The organism is Halomonas sp. NyZ770 (assembly GCF_020616575.1).
Lineage (GTDB): Bacteria > Pseudomonadota > Gammaproteobacteria > Pseudomonadales > Halomonadaceae > Vreelandella > Vreelandella hamiltonii.
Window position 1 is genome coordinate 2,069,536 of the sequence record NZ_CP085143.1, and the last position, 14,664, is coordinate 2,084,199.

At 59.7% G+C, this 14,664-nt stretch carries 11 protein-coding genes; 5 read left to right on the plus strand and 6 right to left on the minus strand.

The window, feature by feature from the left end; genetic code table 11:
- The first annotated feature begins 260 nt into the window (after positions 1-260).
- The gene (locus LG409_RS09530; RefSeq protein WP_096922911.1) at positions 261-1,244 is read left to right on the plus strand and encodes a cytochrome-c peroxidase; all 984 of its coding nucleotides are present in this window, start codon (positions 261-263) and stop codon (positions 1,242-1,244) included.
- 40 nt (positions 1,245-1,284) lie between these two features.
- Here the strand turns inward: LG409_RS09530 and LG409_RS09535 are convergent, their stop codons facing one another.
- The 6 genes from LG409_RS09535 to LG409_RS09560 all read right to left on the minus strand — a co-directional run bounded on the left by LG409_RS09535 (position 1,285) and on the right by LG409_RS09560 (position 9,308).
- On the minus strand, positions 1,285-2,277 hold the full coding sequence (locus LG409_RS09535) for an adenosine deaminase (protein ID WP_227406543.1): 993 nt from the start codon (positions 2,275-2,277) through the stop codon (positions 1,285-1,287).
- A gap of 31 nt (positions 2,278-2,308) precedes the next feature.
- Positions 2,309-4,015 carry a thiol reductant ABC exporter subunit CydC gene (gene cydC, locus LG409_RS09540; RefSeq protein ID WP_227406544.1) on the minus strand — a complete coding sequence of 569 codons (1,707 nt, stop codon included), beginning with the start codon at positions 4,013-4,015 and terminating at the stop codon, positions 2,309-2,311.
- A complete protein-coding gene (gene cydD, locus LG409_RS09545; protein ID WP_227406545.1) occupies positions 4,012-5,688 on the minus strand; it encodes a thiol reductant ABC exporter subunit CydD in 1,677 nt (558 codons plus the stop codon). Before cydD ends, cydC begins: the two co-directional genes overlap by 4 nt.
- Positions 5,689-5,691: 3 nt before the next feature.
- The gene (gene cydB, locus LG409_RS09550) at positions 5,692-6,693 is read right to left on the minus strand and encodes a cytochrome d ubiquinol oxidase subunit II (RefSeq protein WP_039182126.1); all 1,002 of its coding nucleotides are present in this window, start codon (positions 6,691-6,693) and stop codon (positions 5,692-5,694) included.
- A gap of 3 nt (positions 6,694-6,696) precedes the next feature.
- On the minus strand, positions 6,697-8,112 hold the full coding sequence (locus LG409_RS09555; RefSeq protein ID WP_039182128.1) for a cytochrome ubiquinol oxidase subunit I: 1,416 nt from the start codon (positions 8,110-8,112) through the stop codon (positions 6,697-6,699).
- 221 nt (positions 8,113-8,333) lie between these two features.
- Complete coding sequence (locus LG409_RS09560; RefSeq protein ID WP_096922908.1) at positions 8,334-9,308, minus strand: calcium/sodium antiporter; 975 nt, start codon at positions 9,306-9,308, stop codon at positions 8,334-8,336.
- 185 nt (positions 9,309-9,493) lie between these two features.
- Here LG409_RS09560 and LG409_RS09565 point away from each other — a divergent pair, with 185 nt between their 5' ends.
- From LG409_RS09565 to LG409_RS09580, 4 genes are all read left to right on the plus strand, one after another.
- A complete protein-coding gene (locus LG409_RS09565) occupies positions 9,494-10,837 on the plus strand; it encodes a paraquat-inducible protein A (protein ID WP_227406546.1) in 1,344 nt (447 codons plus the stop codon).
- Positions 10,830-12,503, plus strand: a complete 1,674-nt coding sequence (gene pqiB / locus LG409_RS09570; protein WP_039182135.1) for an intermembrane transport protein PqiB — start codon at positions 10,830-10,832, stop codon at positions 12,501-12,503. Before LG409_RS09565 ends, pqiB begins: the two co-directional genes overlap by 8 nt.
- An 11-nt stretch (positions 12,504-12,514) precedes the next feature.
- Positions 12,515-13,111 carry a PqiC family protein gene (locus LG409_RS09575; protein ID WP_096922905.1) on the plus strand — a complete coding sequence of 199 codons (597 nt, stop codon included), beginning with the start codon at positions 12,515-12,517 and terminating at the stop codon, positions 13,109-13,111.
- 247 nt (positions 13,112-13,358) lie between these two features.
- Positions 13,359-14,615, plus strand: a complete 1,257-nt coding sequence (locus tag LG409_RS09580) for a DEAD/DEAH box helicase (protein ID WP_039182139.1) — start codon at positions 13,359-13,361, stop codon at positions 14,613-14,615.
- Positions 14,616-14,664: the final 49 nt, after the last annotated feature.

A 14,664-nucleotide genomic window follows, 5' to 3' on the forward strand; every position in this document is an offset into this window, starting at 1 on the left:
GGCAAGCGCCCACATGAATTACCTGATCAAATTGTTAAAGAGCCATCTATCGGCGTTGCCGTTCGATGTGGGGCGTATTCTACCCAATTCTTTTTGATCGTCAAGCTTTTTTCTCATTCACCGTTCAAGCACCTGCGGGTCACCAATGGCCGGAAAGTTGACCTGAGGCAAGCCCCGCCCTTCCCCGCTTTTTTAGACTTGTTGAAGCACCGCTGAAAAGAACGGTGCACACCAGACCGGTCAAACAGGAGGGGGAAACCATGACAACATCACGTATTGCCATCGGACTTGCGAGTGTCGCGCTATTAGGCACGACTGCACTGTGGGCAGACGACGAACTCGGTAGCTACCGCGACAGGTTCGAACCGCTGCCCCACTTACCACCTTTACCTGCCCACAATTCACAGACCGATGAAAAGGTGATGCTGGGCAACATGCTGTTTTTCGAGCCCAGGATCTCCGCCAGCGGTGTCATCAGCTGTGCCACTTGCCATAACCCGGCGCTCGGCTGGTCGGATCGCATTCCTAGAGCCGTGGGCCATAACGGTCAGGTTGGCGAACGCAACACACCCACCGTACTCAACAGTGGTTTCCTGGGATCGCAATTCTGGGATGGACGGGAGCCGGATTTGGAGGGTCAAGCGCTGGGCCCCATCGAAGCCGATGTCGAGATGGCCATGCAGCTGGAACACGCCCTGGACAGGTTGGCAGAGTTCGAGCTCTACCAGGAGCGCTTCACGGAAGCGTACCCCGACCAGGATGACCCCATCAATGCCGAGAACCTGGCCAAGGCACTGGCCGCCTTCCAGAGAACGCTCAACACGCCCAATGCACCTTTCGATCGTTATTTGCGGGGTGATATGGACGCCATCAGCGATCAGGCAAAAGAGGGCATGGTAGCTTTCGTGGATAATGGCTGTATCGCCTGCCATCGCGGCGCCAACTTTACCGATAGCCAGTTCCACGCCATTCAGGTGCCGGGCTCGAAAGATTTGGGTCGCTACGTGGTGACTGGCGAGGAAAGAGACCAGTACCGCTTCCGCACTCCCACCTTGCGCAATGTCGGCGTCACTTACCCGTACATGAACAATGGTGCCACCGAAACGCTTGAAGAAGCGGTGGCCATCATGGGCCAGGAAATGCTGGGACGTGAGTTTGACGAACCCACCATCGATAACATCACGGCGTTTCTGCACTCCCTGACAGGTGAAATGCCCGATTTCGAGGTGCCCGCTCTACCCTGATGCACTATGCCGCCGCCCATAGGGGCGGCGGCAGGCTATGTCAGGCTGCCTCCAGGCGCTTCAGCAGTTCGGCGCGTCGCGCGTCGCTGACGAAGGCTTCTTCCATGGCATTGCGGTTCAGCCATTTGAAGGTATCTTCTCCCCAGCCAAAGGCATCGGCACAGGCGATATGATTTTCGAGCAGCCCACCACCAAAATAAGCAGGATCGTCAGAGCTTATAGTGACCTTCAGCCCCGCTTCCAACAACGCCGGTAGCGGATGCTGATCCAATTGATCGACCACTTTCAAGCTGACATTGGAGAGCGGGCACACGGTCAGTACCGTTTGAGACTCCTTGAGGCGCTGCACGACGTCTTCGCTTTCGAGACAGCGCACGCCGTGGTCGATGCGCTGAACGTCCAACAGGTCCAGGGCTTGCGTAATGTAAGCGGCAGGCCCCTCCTCGCCCGCATGGGCCACACGCACCAGCCCAAGCTCCTTGGCGCGCGCAAACAGGGCCTGAAACTTCTCGGGCGGGTTGTCACGCTCGGCGCTGTCCAAGCCAATGGCATCCAGCATTTTCCAGTAGGGTGCCGCCTGCTCGAGAACGTGAAGTGCCTCGTCGGCTGGCCGATCTCTCAGGAAGGCCATGATCATGCCCACTGAAAGATCCAGCTGACTCTCGGCCTCCTGCTTGGCCCTGAGCAGTCCCGCCATGACCACCTCCAGAGGCACTCCACGCTGCAGGTGAGCCTGGGGATCGAAGTGCATATCGATATGCAGCACGCCTTCCGAGCGGGCACGCTTGAAATAATCCATGGCCAGGTCATAGAAGTCCCGTTCGCTGCGCAAGACGTTCATGCCCTGGTAATAAAGATTCAGAAACCCTTGCAGGTCTTTGAAATCGTAAGCTGCCTTGGCCTCTTCGACCGTGGCATAGGGGAGTTCGATGCCGTTACGCTCCGCCAGTTGGAACATCAGTTCTGGCTCGAGAGAACCTTCGATATGCAAGTGAAGCTCAGCCTTGGGAAGGTGTCGTAAAAAGTCGTTCATGGTCGCCGCCTACTTGCCGATTCGGTGAATATCAAAGTGAAGTATCGTGAATTAACTTACCACCATCAAGCCACCATTGATGAGCCAAACCCGGCACCAGGGCCGCATCATCCACTTGATGAACAAAGAAAATCGCCGTACGGCCTACCAACCAGGCGTCCAGCGAGGCCGCCACGTGCCGGGCGGTTGCCGCATCCACTCCCGCGAAGGGCTCATCCAGCAATACCACCGAGGGCGAGCGTAAGAACAGCCTCGCCAACGCCACTCTGCGCGCCTGCCCGCCTGAAAGCTGCTGCCCTCTTTCTCCCACCTGAGTCGCCAACTGACGAGGCTGGCGTTTCGCCCAGTCCGAGAGAGCGACCTGGGCAAGCACCTGCCAAAGCTCTTCGTCTGTCGCGTCAGGCTTGGCGATCCGCAGGTTATCGGCCAGCGAACCATCGAACAGGTCTATTTGCTGGGGGAGGTACCCCATATGTGCTGCGCTACTTTCGAGGGTAACGGCCGAGGGTGCATGCTCCGCCACCCACACGTCCCCTTCAGTGGGAGAGATGCGGCCCATGATCAAATTGGCCAGCGTCGATTTGCCCGAACCCGAAATACCCATGATGGCACCGCGTTGACCGGCGGGCAGGGTCAGGGAAACCTGGCATATCGCCCAGCCCGCCGCATCCGGATAACGGAACATGACCTCACGCAGTTGCAGGGCATGGCCACCCTCGTCATCCGGAAGCGAGCCCACACGCGTTTGCCCTTGTGTCGCCTGCAGAGCATTCAGCCGCTGGGCCGCCCCGTGGCTGGCGCCAAACCGCACAAAAGCGGCAGGCAGGCTGGCCAGCACCTCATTGATACCAAACACGGCAATCACGGCCATGACCATGATGGGGCCCACCACGCGCTGCTCGGCCAGTGCCAGACTCCCCAACCAGAGCACACCAATGATCAACAGCCCCGTTACCGCCATCAGTAGCGCATTTCCCAGCGCGGCCTTCACGGCCAGCTGACGCTGGTTATCCAGCGCTTGCTGTTCGTGAGATCGTATTTTCCTGCGATACCAGTCACTGGTTCGGTAGCTCATCAGCTCAGCGGACGCCTGTACCTGATCCAACACCAGCCGCCGAAGCTCCTCCTGATCATCCACTTGCCGATGGCTGTTTGTGAAACCCAGCCTGGCAAAGCCCAGGGTGATGACCAGCCACAGCAGCGTCAATACACTGGCCACGACGGCTCCCACCAGCGGCAACCAGATAGCGATGAAACCTGCAATGATCCAGACACTCAACAAGGCCACTACTGGCGGCACCAGCAGGCGCAGATACAGGCTATCCAGGGCATCGATATCCGACGTCAGGCGACTCAACCACTCACCGACTCGCCGACGCCGCAACGATGCGTCATCCAGGCGCGTCAAGTCACCGAAGACGCGATAGCGTAAATCCGCCAGCAGCGTCAGCACGGTATTGTGGTTGTAGAGCCGCTCGGTGTATCGAGCGACGGTGCGCAGCAAGGCAAAAAAACGAATGCCGCCGCCGGGCACATAAATATCCAGTGATGACGGCAACCCAGCCGCCAGCGCAATGCCCGCCAGGGCACACGCCGCAATGAACCAGCCGGACAAACCCAGCAGCGCTAGGCCCGCCAGCAACGTTACCCATACCAGCAGCGCACCCACGAGGAAGCGCTGCCTGCGCCTTAACATGAGCGCCAGCCATGGGCTCAGGTCATTGTGCAGAAACTTCATGGTGCCACCTCGTGAAGCTGGCCGTCTCGACACACCCAGTGGCGAGTGGCAACGGACATCACCGCAGGGTGATGTGTTGCCATGACCAACGTTCGCCCTTCCGCCGACCAGGCCAGCAGTGCGTCGATCACGCTCTTTTCCGTCGCCGAATCAAGGCTGGCCGTGGGCTCATCCAACAACACCAGCGGTGCCTGGCTGAGAAATACTCGAGCCAGGGTCAAGCGCTGCGCCTGACCTCCCGACAAGCCGACCCCGCGCTCCCCTACCACCGTCTCCAGGCCATGGGGCAAGGCAGCCAACAGTTCACCCAGGCCTGCGTTTTCCAGGGCCTCCTGCATGGCAGCCAGTGTCGCATCAGGCGCCGCCAGGCGCAGGTTATCGGCCAACGAACCTTGAATGATGCAGGGTGATTGATCCAGCCACGCCACTTGCTCGCCCTGGCGGACTCTGCAAGCGCCACGCAGAGGCGCCATGAAACCGGCCATCAGCGCCAGCAAGGAAGACTTGCCACTGCCTGACTCTCCGGTAATGACCACCACATCTGCCTGACGTATCGTGGCCGAGACACCCGTCAAGACCGCCGAGTGCCGACCATAGCCCACCTCGGCATCCACCAATTCAATCAATGCATCGGGTTCGACGGGGGCGTCAAACCGGGTCGGCACCACGTCAGGCTCATTGAGGATGGTCACGATACTCTCTGCCGCCCCCAGCGCCGCAGCACGGTCGTGATAATGCTGCGAGAGGGTACGCAAAGGCTGGAAGAACTCCGGAGCCAGTAGCAACACCGCCAGACCACTGAACAGGGTCAGCGAGGGGGAAGGACCGTAATCGATATAGCCCAACAGACCAAACCCCACGTACATGGCGACGACGGCGATGGCCACCGAGGCAAAAAATTCCAATACCGCTGACGAGAGAAATGCCAGCCTGAGAGTGCGCATGCTCAGGCGGCGATACTGGTCGGTGGCATACCAGACGTCCTGCTGGGCAGCACGCGTATGACCAAATAGCTGCAGCGTCGTCATGCCGCGTACGCGGTCGACGAAATGCGCCGAGAGCCTGGCAACGGAAGCAAACTGCTCCTTGTTGAGACGCTCTGCCCCCATGCCGACCAGCGCCATGAACAGCGGAATCAATGGCGCAGAGAGCAGCAAGAAGATGGCCACCAGATAGTCGAGCCAGCCCACCACGACGGCAATCAGCAGTGGCAGCAAAAGCACGATGCGCATTTGCGGGAGGAAGCGCGCGAAATAGCCATCGAGGGCTTCGATGTGCTCGACCGACTGGGTCGCCAGGGCCCCGCTCTGCTGCCGCGTCATCCAGACCGGGCCTAGCGCGGCGATCTTGTTCAAGACCTGCTCCCGAGCGTACTGACGGATGCGCAAGCTGGCAGTTGCACTGAACGACTCTTGCAGGGCAAGAAACAGTGAGCGCAACGCCACGGCGACCACCAGGCCGAGCAGCACGGGCACCAGCGTGACAGGTGAGCGGCCATGAACGACCAGTTGCTCGATCGACCACGCCAACCCGACCACCAGCAAGATCGTCTGAGCGCCGGACAGCACGCCGAAGCACGCCGCCAGCGCCAGCCGAGCACGCTCACGACGAGCCAGCGTGCTCAGCCAACGGCGCGGCGTCAACGAATTCGACTGGGCCGCAGGAGGGGCCATGAATCAGTGGTACCCTTCGCCGACGCGCACCTTGCCGCGGAAGACCCAGTAGGTCCAGGCGGTGTAGGTCAGGATGATCGGAATGACGAACAGCACACCGATCAGCAGGAACAGCTGAGATTCAGGGGCGGAGGCGGCATCCCACAGCGTGTAGTTGGGGGGCACGATGATGGGCCACTTGCTGACGATCAGCCCCAGGTAGGTGAACACGTAGATGCCGATGGTGGCCACGAAGGGAATACCCTCGTCACGACGTTTCACGGAGCGATACACCATGAAGGCCGACAGCAGCGCCAATGCCGGGAACACCCAGATCAGCTGCAAATGACCGAACCAGCGCTCCCAGACCACCGGATTCACGAACGGAGTCCAGATGCTGATGATACCGAAGACGCCCAGTACCAGCGCCAACAGCAGCGGCGTGATCTTGTACGCCCACTCCTGAATATGGCCCTCGGATTTCAAGATCAGCCAGGTGGCTCCCAGCAACGCATAACCTGCCATCAGGCCGAAGCCGGTCAGTACCGAGAATGGCGTCAGCCAATCGAAAGCGCCACCTGCAAAGGCAAAGTTTTCGACATGAAACCCCTGAATGTAAGCACCGACCACCGCCCCTTGAGCGAAAGCGGCTACGCCGGAGCCCCAGCAGAAGGCGCGGTTCCACCAGCGACGATTGCGCCGGGACTTGAAGCGGAACTCGAAGGCCACCCCCCGAAAAATAAGCCCCGCCAGCATCAAGAACACGCCAATATAGAGTGCGGGCAGGAAGACCGAATAGACCAGCGGGAAAGCCCCGAGCAAACCGGCACCCGCCAACACCAGCCACGTCTCGTTGCCGTCCCAGACCGGCGCCACGGAGTTCATCATCACATCCCGGGCGTCTTCGTCCGGGGCGAAGGGATACAGAATTCCAAGCCCCAGATCGAAACCGTCCATCAGCACGTACATCATCAACCCGAACCCGATGATGCCTGCCCAGATTATCGTCAGATCAAACATTTCCATGTCTCAGTTCCTCACCGGGTCGACATCGTCATCAAAGGGAGTTTCCGTGGCCGACAGTGGACGCATGGGGCGTCTGAAATTGTCGCCTGCCGTTTCACGCTCTTCCTTGGGCAGCATGCCGTTACGTACCACGCGGGTCAGATAGTAGATACCGGCATAGAACACCACCGCGTACACCAGCACGTAGCCCACCAGCGTAAACAGCGCCATGGGGCCGGTCAGCGAAGGCGTAACGCCTTCCGCATGGGTCATCATGCCGTATACCAGCCATGGGGCACGTCCTGACTCGGTCACGATCCAACCAGCCAGCACGGCGACGAACGGCATGGGGATCATGTACACCAGCGTCTTGAGGAACCCGGTGTGCTGATGGAATTTGCCTTTGCGACGCAGCAACAGTCCTGTCAGGGCGGTGGCAATCATCAACAGACCGATCCCCACCATCACGCGGAACGCCCAGAAGACGATCCAGACCGGTGGCTGCTCTTCAGGAGCAAATTCATTCAGCCCCTGAATAACCCCATCCGTAGAGTGGGTCAGGATGAGGCTGGCAAGATTGGGAATGCCGATTTCAAAGCGATTGGTTTGCGCTTCCTGGTCCGGGATGGCGAACAGCAGCAACGGAACGTTGCCAGAGGTTTCCCAATGCCCTTCCATGGCCGCCACTTTGGCCGGCTGGTGCTCCAGTGTATTCAAACCATGGAAGTCACCCACGACCGCCTGGGCTGGCGCCAGAAACAGCAGCAACCAAAGGCACATGGAAAGCGCTCGACGGTTGGCTTCCGGGTCGCGACCACGAAGCAGGAACCAGGCACTCACACCGGCCACCACGAAGCCACCGGTCAAGAAGGATGCCATGGCCATGTGCGCGAAGCGGTAAGGAAAGGAGGGATTGAATATCGCTTCGGTCCAGGAAACCACGTGGAACCGATAGTCGATGAGTTCTACCCCTGCCGGTGTATGCATCCAGCTGTTGGCAGAAAGAATCCAGAACGACGAAATGAACGTACCGATCGCCACCATGATGGCAGCAAACAGGTGCACCCCTTGTGGCACCTTGCCTCGGCCAAAGAGCAGGACACCGAGGAATGCCGCTTCAAGGAAGAAAGCGGTAACGACCTCGTAGCTGAGCACCGGCCCGAGGAAGTTGGACGCTGCCTGGGAGAAGTTGCTCCAGTTGGTGCCAAACTGGAAAGACATGACGATCCCGGAGACTACGCCCATGCCGAAGACCACGGCAAACACCTTGGTCCAGAACAGTGCCAGGCGGTCCCAGGCGGGGTTGTTGGTCTTGAAGAACAGCCCATGAAGCAGCGCTATGTAAGACGCCAGTCCGATGGTGAAGACCGGAAAGATCGCATGAAACGATACAACGAAGGCGAACTGCATTCGCGATAGTACAAGGGGGTCGAGTTCCATCACACGCTCCTAAGACCTGGATCAATATCCCATCAATGGGTTACACAAGCTTAGTTGAGCCTTAATGGCACCGCATTTTAGTTATAAGCACTAAGCTTATTCTTTAGCTGTGTTGCATTTTAACGCTTCGACACCCGTTATACAGCGCAAGTTTGCCCAAAAAGCTGTGTCGCATTGACGCATGCCATTCAGGCAAACTGCTCTTTTTCAATTAAAAAAAGTCATGTCATCACCACCAGACTGACCATGTAGCCGGTGTACGCGACAAACAGGGAAAACAGCACGCCACCCTCCAGACGATTGATCCGCCGCGGACGGCCACGCCAGGAGAATGCAAACAGCACCATCATCAGCGTCATGAAGGTCATCACGCTCCAGTCACGCACCAGCACCTCACGACCCGCTTCGATAGGCGTGATGACCCCCGCCAACCCTACCACGGCCAAACTATTGAACAGATTGGAGCCCACCACGTTGCCCAGCACCATATCGTGCTCTTTGCGCCTCAAGGCACTGATGGACGAGGCAAGCTCGGGTAGCGACGTACCGACGGCCACCACCGTCAAACCGATGATGAGATCGCTGACACCAAATCCTACGGCAATTTCTACCGCGCCCCACACCAACAGACGCGAGCTGGCTACCAACAGCACTAACCCCACCAGCGTCCACATCAATGCCATACCACGTGACAGCGGCTTGCTGTCCAGGCTCTCCGTCACTTCATCGGTCAGTGCATCCGCCTGATGACGCCGTGACTGGATGATACTGACCGTAATGAATATCCCTAGCGCGGCCAGCAGCAACACTGCCTCACCGCGAGAAATCCAGCCATCCATCAGCATGTAACCGGTCAGCAGCATGACCGCCACCAATAGCGGCATCTCCTTGCGAATAACGCTGGAGTGCACCGCCAGCGGCGCTATAAGCGCCACAAAACCCAGCACCAGCCCTATGTTGGCAATATTGGATCCGTAAGCATTGCCTACCGCCAGCCCGGGATTACCCTGCATGGCCGCCAGTACGGAGACCATCATTTCAGGGGCCGACGTTCCGAATCCGATCACCAGCATACCGATCAGCAGTGGCGACAACCCCAACCACCGCGAGGTAGCAGCAGCGCCATCGATAAATTTTTCAGCACTCCAGATCAGCAGGACGAGCCCTACCACCACTGCTACAAAGGCAAGCAACATTTCGGTTCCTTAATGTCATCGTATTAGGCACTATCGCGGCTGCATCCTTGTCGAACCGGGAGGCGGGGTCAAGCACCGAGTTCAAGAGAAGCGAGGTGTCCCTGATTTGACACTCACGTCTCGGCTCTATATTGATTTAAAATGCGCCAACTATCGAGAGTTTGCTATTACCTGATGTCTCTTTCATGAAACGACCCACCCTTTCCATGCATACCCCCGCCGTGGACTGCACGCCCCCCGAGGCACGCGTCCAGCGCAGACGGCTGCGCGCCTGCCATGAGTGCGACTGGGTCTCGGCCCTGCCCCCTTTGGGCTCCGGTGAGAAGGCCTCCTGCCCACGATGCTCCCATGTGCTGGTCAAGCGCCACCGCTACCCCGCGCAACGTAGCATGGCACTGGCCATTGCCTCACTGGTGGCACTCATCCTGGCCGTTTCGTTTCCTTTCGTCAGCTTCAGCGTAGGCGGTATCGGCAACCGCATCGAGCTGACCCAGACGGCCACGGCGCTGATCAATTTTCATCAGCCTGTCGTGGCCATCGCAGTGATCATGACCATCGTGGTACTGCCTGCGGTCTACCTGACGGGGGTCATCTGGCTACAGTTCGGGCTACTGCGCGCCCGCCCGCTGCCATTGAGTCGTGATATCGCTCGCTCGCTGGCCCACCTGACCCCCTGGATGATGGCCGATGTATTCATCATCGGCGCGCTGGTCAGCCTGATCAAAGTGGCCGGCATGGCACAGATCGAGCTGGGCATCTCCTTTTGGGCCTTCTGTGTGTTCGCGATCCTGCTACTGATGACCACACAGTCCATCGACGCGGACTGGATGTGGTTTTCATTGGAGGGCGAGCCACTGGCACCGGAAGGCACCCTGACGGGTGCCACGGCGGCGAGCCAGAACGTGACGGGCTGCCCCACCTGCGGGCTGGTCAACCGCCTGGATAAGGGCCATGGACGGTGCGTTCGCTGCCACGAAAAATTGCACACACGGCTTCCGTACAGCTTGCAGCGCACCTGGGCGCTGCTCTTTGCTGCGACGATCATGTATATTCCTGCCAATGTCTACCCCATCATGACCACTACCAGCCTTGGCCATACGGCACCCTCGACCATCATTGGCGGTGTCGTGCAGCTTCTGCAAATGGGGTCATGGCCCGTGGCTGCGGTGATTTTCATTGCCAGTGTCATCGTGCCTGTCGGCAAATTGGTCGCGCTGGTATGGTTATGCCTGATGATCAATCGCAGCGACGAGCTCAACGCCAACAGCCGCACGCGGCTATATCGCATCACCGAGTTCATTGGCCGCTGGTCCATGGTGGATGTATTCGTGGTAGCGATTCTCGTTGCCCTGATCCGTGCCGGTTCGCTGATGTCGATCACCCCCGGCCCCGCAGCACTCGCTTTTGGCGCCGTGGTCGTGCTGACCATGCTGGCCGCCATGACGTTCGACTCTCGCTTGATCTGGGACTCCCCGGCTCCATGCCCTGCCCGCCGCACGACGGCCACCAAGGACGCTATTGATGGCTAATGATGTAACCCCCAACACCGATACTGACAACGAACTCCACCGAGCCAAAGCCTCTCGGCAGACACGCCTGTCGCCCATCTGGATCGTACCGCTCGTGGCCGTCATCATTGGCCTGTGGCTGGTGTATGACAACTACACCAGCCGTGGCACCTTGATCACGTTGACCATGAGCAACGCCGAAGGCATCGAGGCAGGCAGCACCTTGATACGCAGCCGCAACGTCGAGATTGGTCGCGTACAAAGCGTGCGCCTGTCGGACGACCTCTCACAAGCTGTGATGACCGCCCGAATCCAGCCCGAAGCCGAAGCCATGCTCAGAGAGGACAGCCGATTCTGGGTCGTCAAGCCGCGCATTGGCCGCGAAGGCATCAGCGGCCTGGGCACCGTGCTATCCGGAGCCTACCTTCAATTGGAGCCCGGCCAATCGGACGAACCGAGAAGGGAGTTCTCCGTCAGCGACGTGCCGCCGGTGGCCACGGCAGGACAGGCCGGACTTCAAATCAGCCTGGTCAGCCAACTGGGCAACTCCCTGCGCGTCGGCGACCCGGTTTCCTATCAGGGCTATACCGTTGGTCGCGTCGAAGACACCCGCTTCGATGCCGATTCGCGCACCATGTATCACCAGGTTTTCATCGAAGAACCTTATTCCCAATTGGTGACCGACAGCACCCGATTCTGGACGGCCAGCGGCGTTGATTTTCGCCTGGATGCCAATGGCTTTCGGGTCAATGTCGAATCGCTCGAAGCATTGCTGGGCGGCGGTGTGACCTTTGGCGTGCCCGAAGATCTGCCCATGGGACGACCCGTTGAGCATAACGCGCGCTTCAATCTTTACGCCGATGAAGACGACGCCCGCGAAGGTACCTTCAACCGCTACCTGGAATACGTGCTGCTGGTCGACGACACGGTGCGTGGTCTTTCCCGCGGAGCGCCAGTGGAGTTTCGCGGCGTGCGCATCGGTACCGTGGCAGCGGTACCCTGGAATTTTACCGCGCCTCAGCCAGATTCCAGAGCGCGGTTCGCGATACCGGTACTGATTCGCATCGAGCCACAACGGCTGGGCATCGAGAATTCAGATATCGATCTGGAAGATTGGGACAATCGCTTCACCAGGATGTTTGGCCTGGGACTGCGCGCATCGCTGAAAAACGGCAGTCTGCTCACCGGGGCGCTGTTCGTCGATCTGAACTTCCAGCGCGACCTGGCCGATGAATACATAGCGGAAACTTTCTCGGAACGGACGGTATTCCCCACCGTCGCCGGTGGCTTTGCCCAGATTCAGGGGCAGATTACCGATCTGCTGGAAAAGCTCAACGCACTCGAGGTCGAACCACTACTGGCAGGTCTGGACCGCAATTTGCAAGCCTCAGAGCATGTGCTCAACGAAGTGCGTGACGTCAGCCGTTCGATCAACGAACTGTTGAGCGACCCGGATACTCGCGCGATTGGCGGCAATTTGAACAGCACGCTGGAAGAGCTGCGCAGCACACTGCAGGGGGTATCGCCGTCGTCGCCCGCCTATCAGGAGCTGACCACGGCCATCGAGCGGCTGGACCGCCTGATGCGAGACCTGCAGCCGCTTACGCGTACGCTGAATGAAAATCCTCGCGCCCTGCTGTTCGACAACCTCGACACCCAGGACCCGACGCCCCGCGCCCCGCGCTGACAGGAGAGATCATGATTCAACCTTTTACACGACTGCTGATCATTGCCGCTGCCTGCATGGCCCTGACCGCGTGCGCAAGCAGCGTCACTCCCCCAGCTCGCTACATGCTGCCCAGCCCCGCGGCCAGCAGCGCCCCTAGCCAACCCACGGGCACGCTGGCCATCCGCGCTCCACGCTTGGCGCACTATCTGGACGTGGATGGCATCGTCATGCAGTTGGACGACATCACGTTGAACCAGGCTCGTGAACACCAGTGGGCCGAGGGCATTGGCCGTCAGCTGGAACGTAGCCTGCGGGCGCAGTTGGCCCTGCAGCTTCCCCAGCTGCAGGTGGTGCGTTCAGAGGGCGCCCTGCCAGACGCCTTGACGCTTTCAGTGGAGGTTGATCAGTTCCAGGGGCGCCACGATGGCATGGCGGTAGCCAGCGGGCAGTGGCAGCTGCGCCGCGCAGACAATAGCCTGGTCACACTGCAAAGCTTCACTACGCAAACGCCCCTGGAAGAAGATGGCTACCCTGCCCTGGTACGCGCGCTGGGTGAAAGCTGGAACCTGCTGAGCGTGGAAATCGCCGAGCAGATTCGGCGCAATGGCTATTTCACTGGCGGCTAATTCACGTCCGCATCGACAGCGCTGAGTGAGACTTTCGTGTTACACTCGGCGCCAGCGCTTTTCGCAAGCGCACCCCATCACTTCCACGCAGCCCTGCGGGCAATGGCTGCGTGGCTTTAGAACGCCCATCGTGGCTGCCCGATCTGATTCTTAGATGCGCCTTCATGGCGCAATTACATCCTCGTATCTTGAACATGACGCCAACCCCTCACTTAGAGAGTGAGGGGTTGGCGACTGCGGAGAATGCATGAGCTTTTCTGACCTTGGTCTGCACCCTGATCTACTCAGCGCCATTGGCGCGCAGGGCTATCATCAGCCCACCCCGATTCAACGCCAGGCCATTCCCGTCGTACTAGAAGGCCGAGACCTGCTGGCCAGCGCCCAGACGGGCACCGGCAAAACCGCAGGCTTCACGCTGCCCATGCTGCAACGCCTGATGCAAGGCAAACGCCCCGGCAAACGCCAGGTCCGTGCACTGGTTCTGACCCCTACTCGGGAGCTGGCCGCCCAGGTTGGTGAAAGCGTCACCGCTTACGGGCAGCACTTGTCACTGCGCTCGCACATCATTTTCGGCGGCGTCGGCCAACAGCCCCAGGTAGACGCCCTGAAAGCCGGTCTGGACGTACTGGTGGCTACCCCGGGCCGCCTGCTGGACCTTCACCAGCAGGGGCACGTAGATCTGTCTGGCGTGGAAATACTGGTGCTCGATGAAGCCGACCGTATGCTCGACATGGGCTTCATCCACGACATCAAGCGCCTGCTGCGCCTGGTGCCCAAACAGCGCCAGAACCTGCTGTTCTCGGCCACCTTCTCCAACGAGATTCAGGCCCTGGCCCAGCAATTGCTGAACAACCCGGCGATGATCGAAGTGGCCCCGCGCAACACCACTGCCGAAAAAATCGAGCAGGCCATCTACCGCGTGGACCGCGACAAGAAACGCGACCTGCTGGCCCATTTGATTCAGCGTCATGGCTGGTTTCAAGTACTGGTCTTCACGCGTACCAAGCACGGCGCCAATCGCCTGGCAGAGCAGCTGACCAAGCAGGACATTCCGGCCATGGCGATCCATGGCAACAAGAGCCAGGGCGCGCGTACTCGAGCGCTCGGGGCCTTCAAGAGTGGTGACCTGCAGGTACTGGTCGCCACCGACATTGCCGCACGTGGCCTGGATATCAGCGAACTTCCCCACGTGGTCAACTTTGACCTGCCCAACGTCGCCGAAGATTACGTGCACCGCATCGGGCGCACAGGCCGCGCGGGCAGCAACGGTGAAGCGGTATCACTGGTATGCGTCGATGAGCATGGCCTGCTCAAGAACATCGAGCGGCTGATCAATCAAACGCTGCCCAAGCACGTCGAGCCCGGCTTCGAGCCTGACCCCAATGCCAAGCCCGAACCCATCGAAAATGGCCGCCGCAGCCAGCGTCAACCTCGCGCCCGTCGCGCGTCCGAGAGCCCGCAAGCCAACAACGGCGGCGAGCGCCGCCGTCGCGCTCGCCGCTAGCCCCAACGACCGGAATGTGCGAAGGTATCGCCTCGCATATTCCGGCGTT

What these genes read in the sequence shown, in the direction of transcription:
- LG409_RS09530 (WP_096922911.1), top strand. Translation starts at nt 261, where the DNA reads ATGACAACATCACGTATTGCCATCGGACTTGCGAGTGTCGCGCTATTA.
- LG409_RS09535 (WP_227406543.1), bottom strand. Translation starts at nt 2,277, where the DNA reads ATGAACGACTTTTTACGACACCTTCCCAAGGCTGAGCTTCACTTGCAT.
- cydC (WP_227406544.1), bottom strand. Translation starts at nt 4,015, where the DNA reads ATGAAGTTTCTGCACAATGACCTGAGCCCATGGCTGGCGCTCATGTTA.
- cydD (WP_227406545.1), bottom strand. Translation starts at nt 5,688, where the DNA reads ATGGCCCCTCCTGCGGCCCAGTCGAATTCGTTGACGCCGCGCCGTTGG.
- cydB (WP_039182126.1), bottom strand. Translation starts at nt 6,693, where the DNA reads ATGGAAATGTTTGATCTGACGATAATCTGGGCAGGCATCATCGGGTTC.
- LG409_RS09555 (WP_039182128.1), bottom strand. Translation starts at nt 8,112, where the DNA reads ATGGAACTCGACCCCCTTGTACTATCGCGAATGCAGTTCGCCTTCGTT.
- LG409_RS09560 (WP_096922908.1), bottom strand. Translation starts at nt 9,308, where the DNA reads ATGTTGCTTGCCTTTGTAGCAGTGGTGGTAGGGCTCGTCCTGCTGATC.
- LG409_RS09565 (WP_227406546.1), top strand. Translation starts at nt 9,494, where the DNA reads ATGAAACGACCCACCCTTTCCATGCATACCCCCGCCGTGGACTGCACG.
- pqiB (WP_039182135.1), top strand. Translation starts at nt 10,830, where the DNA reads ATGGCTAATGATGTAACCCCCAACACCGATACTGACAACGAACTCCAC.
- LG409_RS09575 (WP_096922905.1), top strand. Translation starts at nt 12,515, where the DNA reads ATGATTCAACCTTTTACACGACTGCTGATCATTGCCGCTGCCTGCATG.
- LG409_RS09580 (WP_039182139.1), top strand. Translation starts at nt 13,359, where the DNA reads ATGAGCTTTTCTGACCTTGGTCTGCACCCTGATCTACTCAGCGCCATT.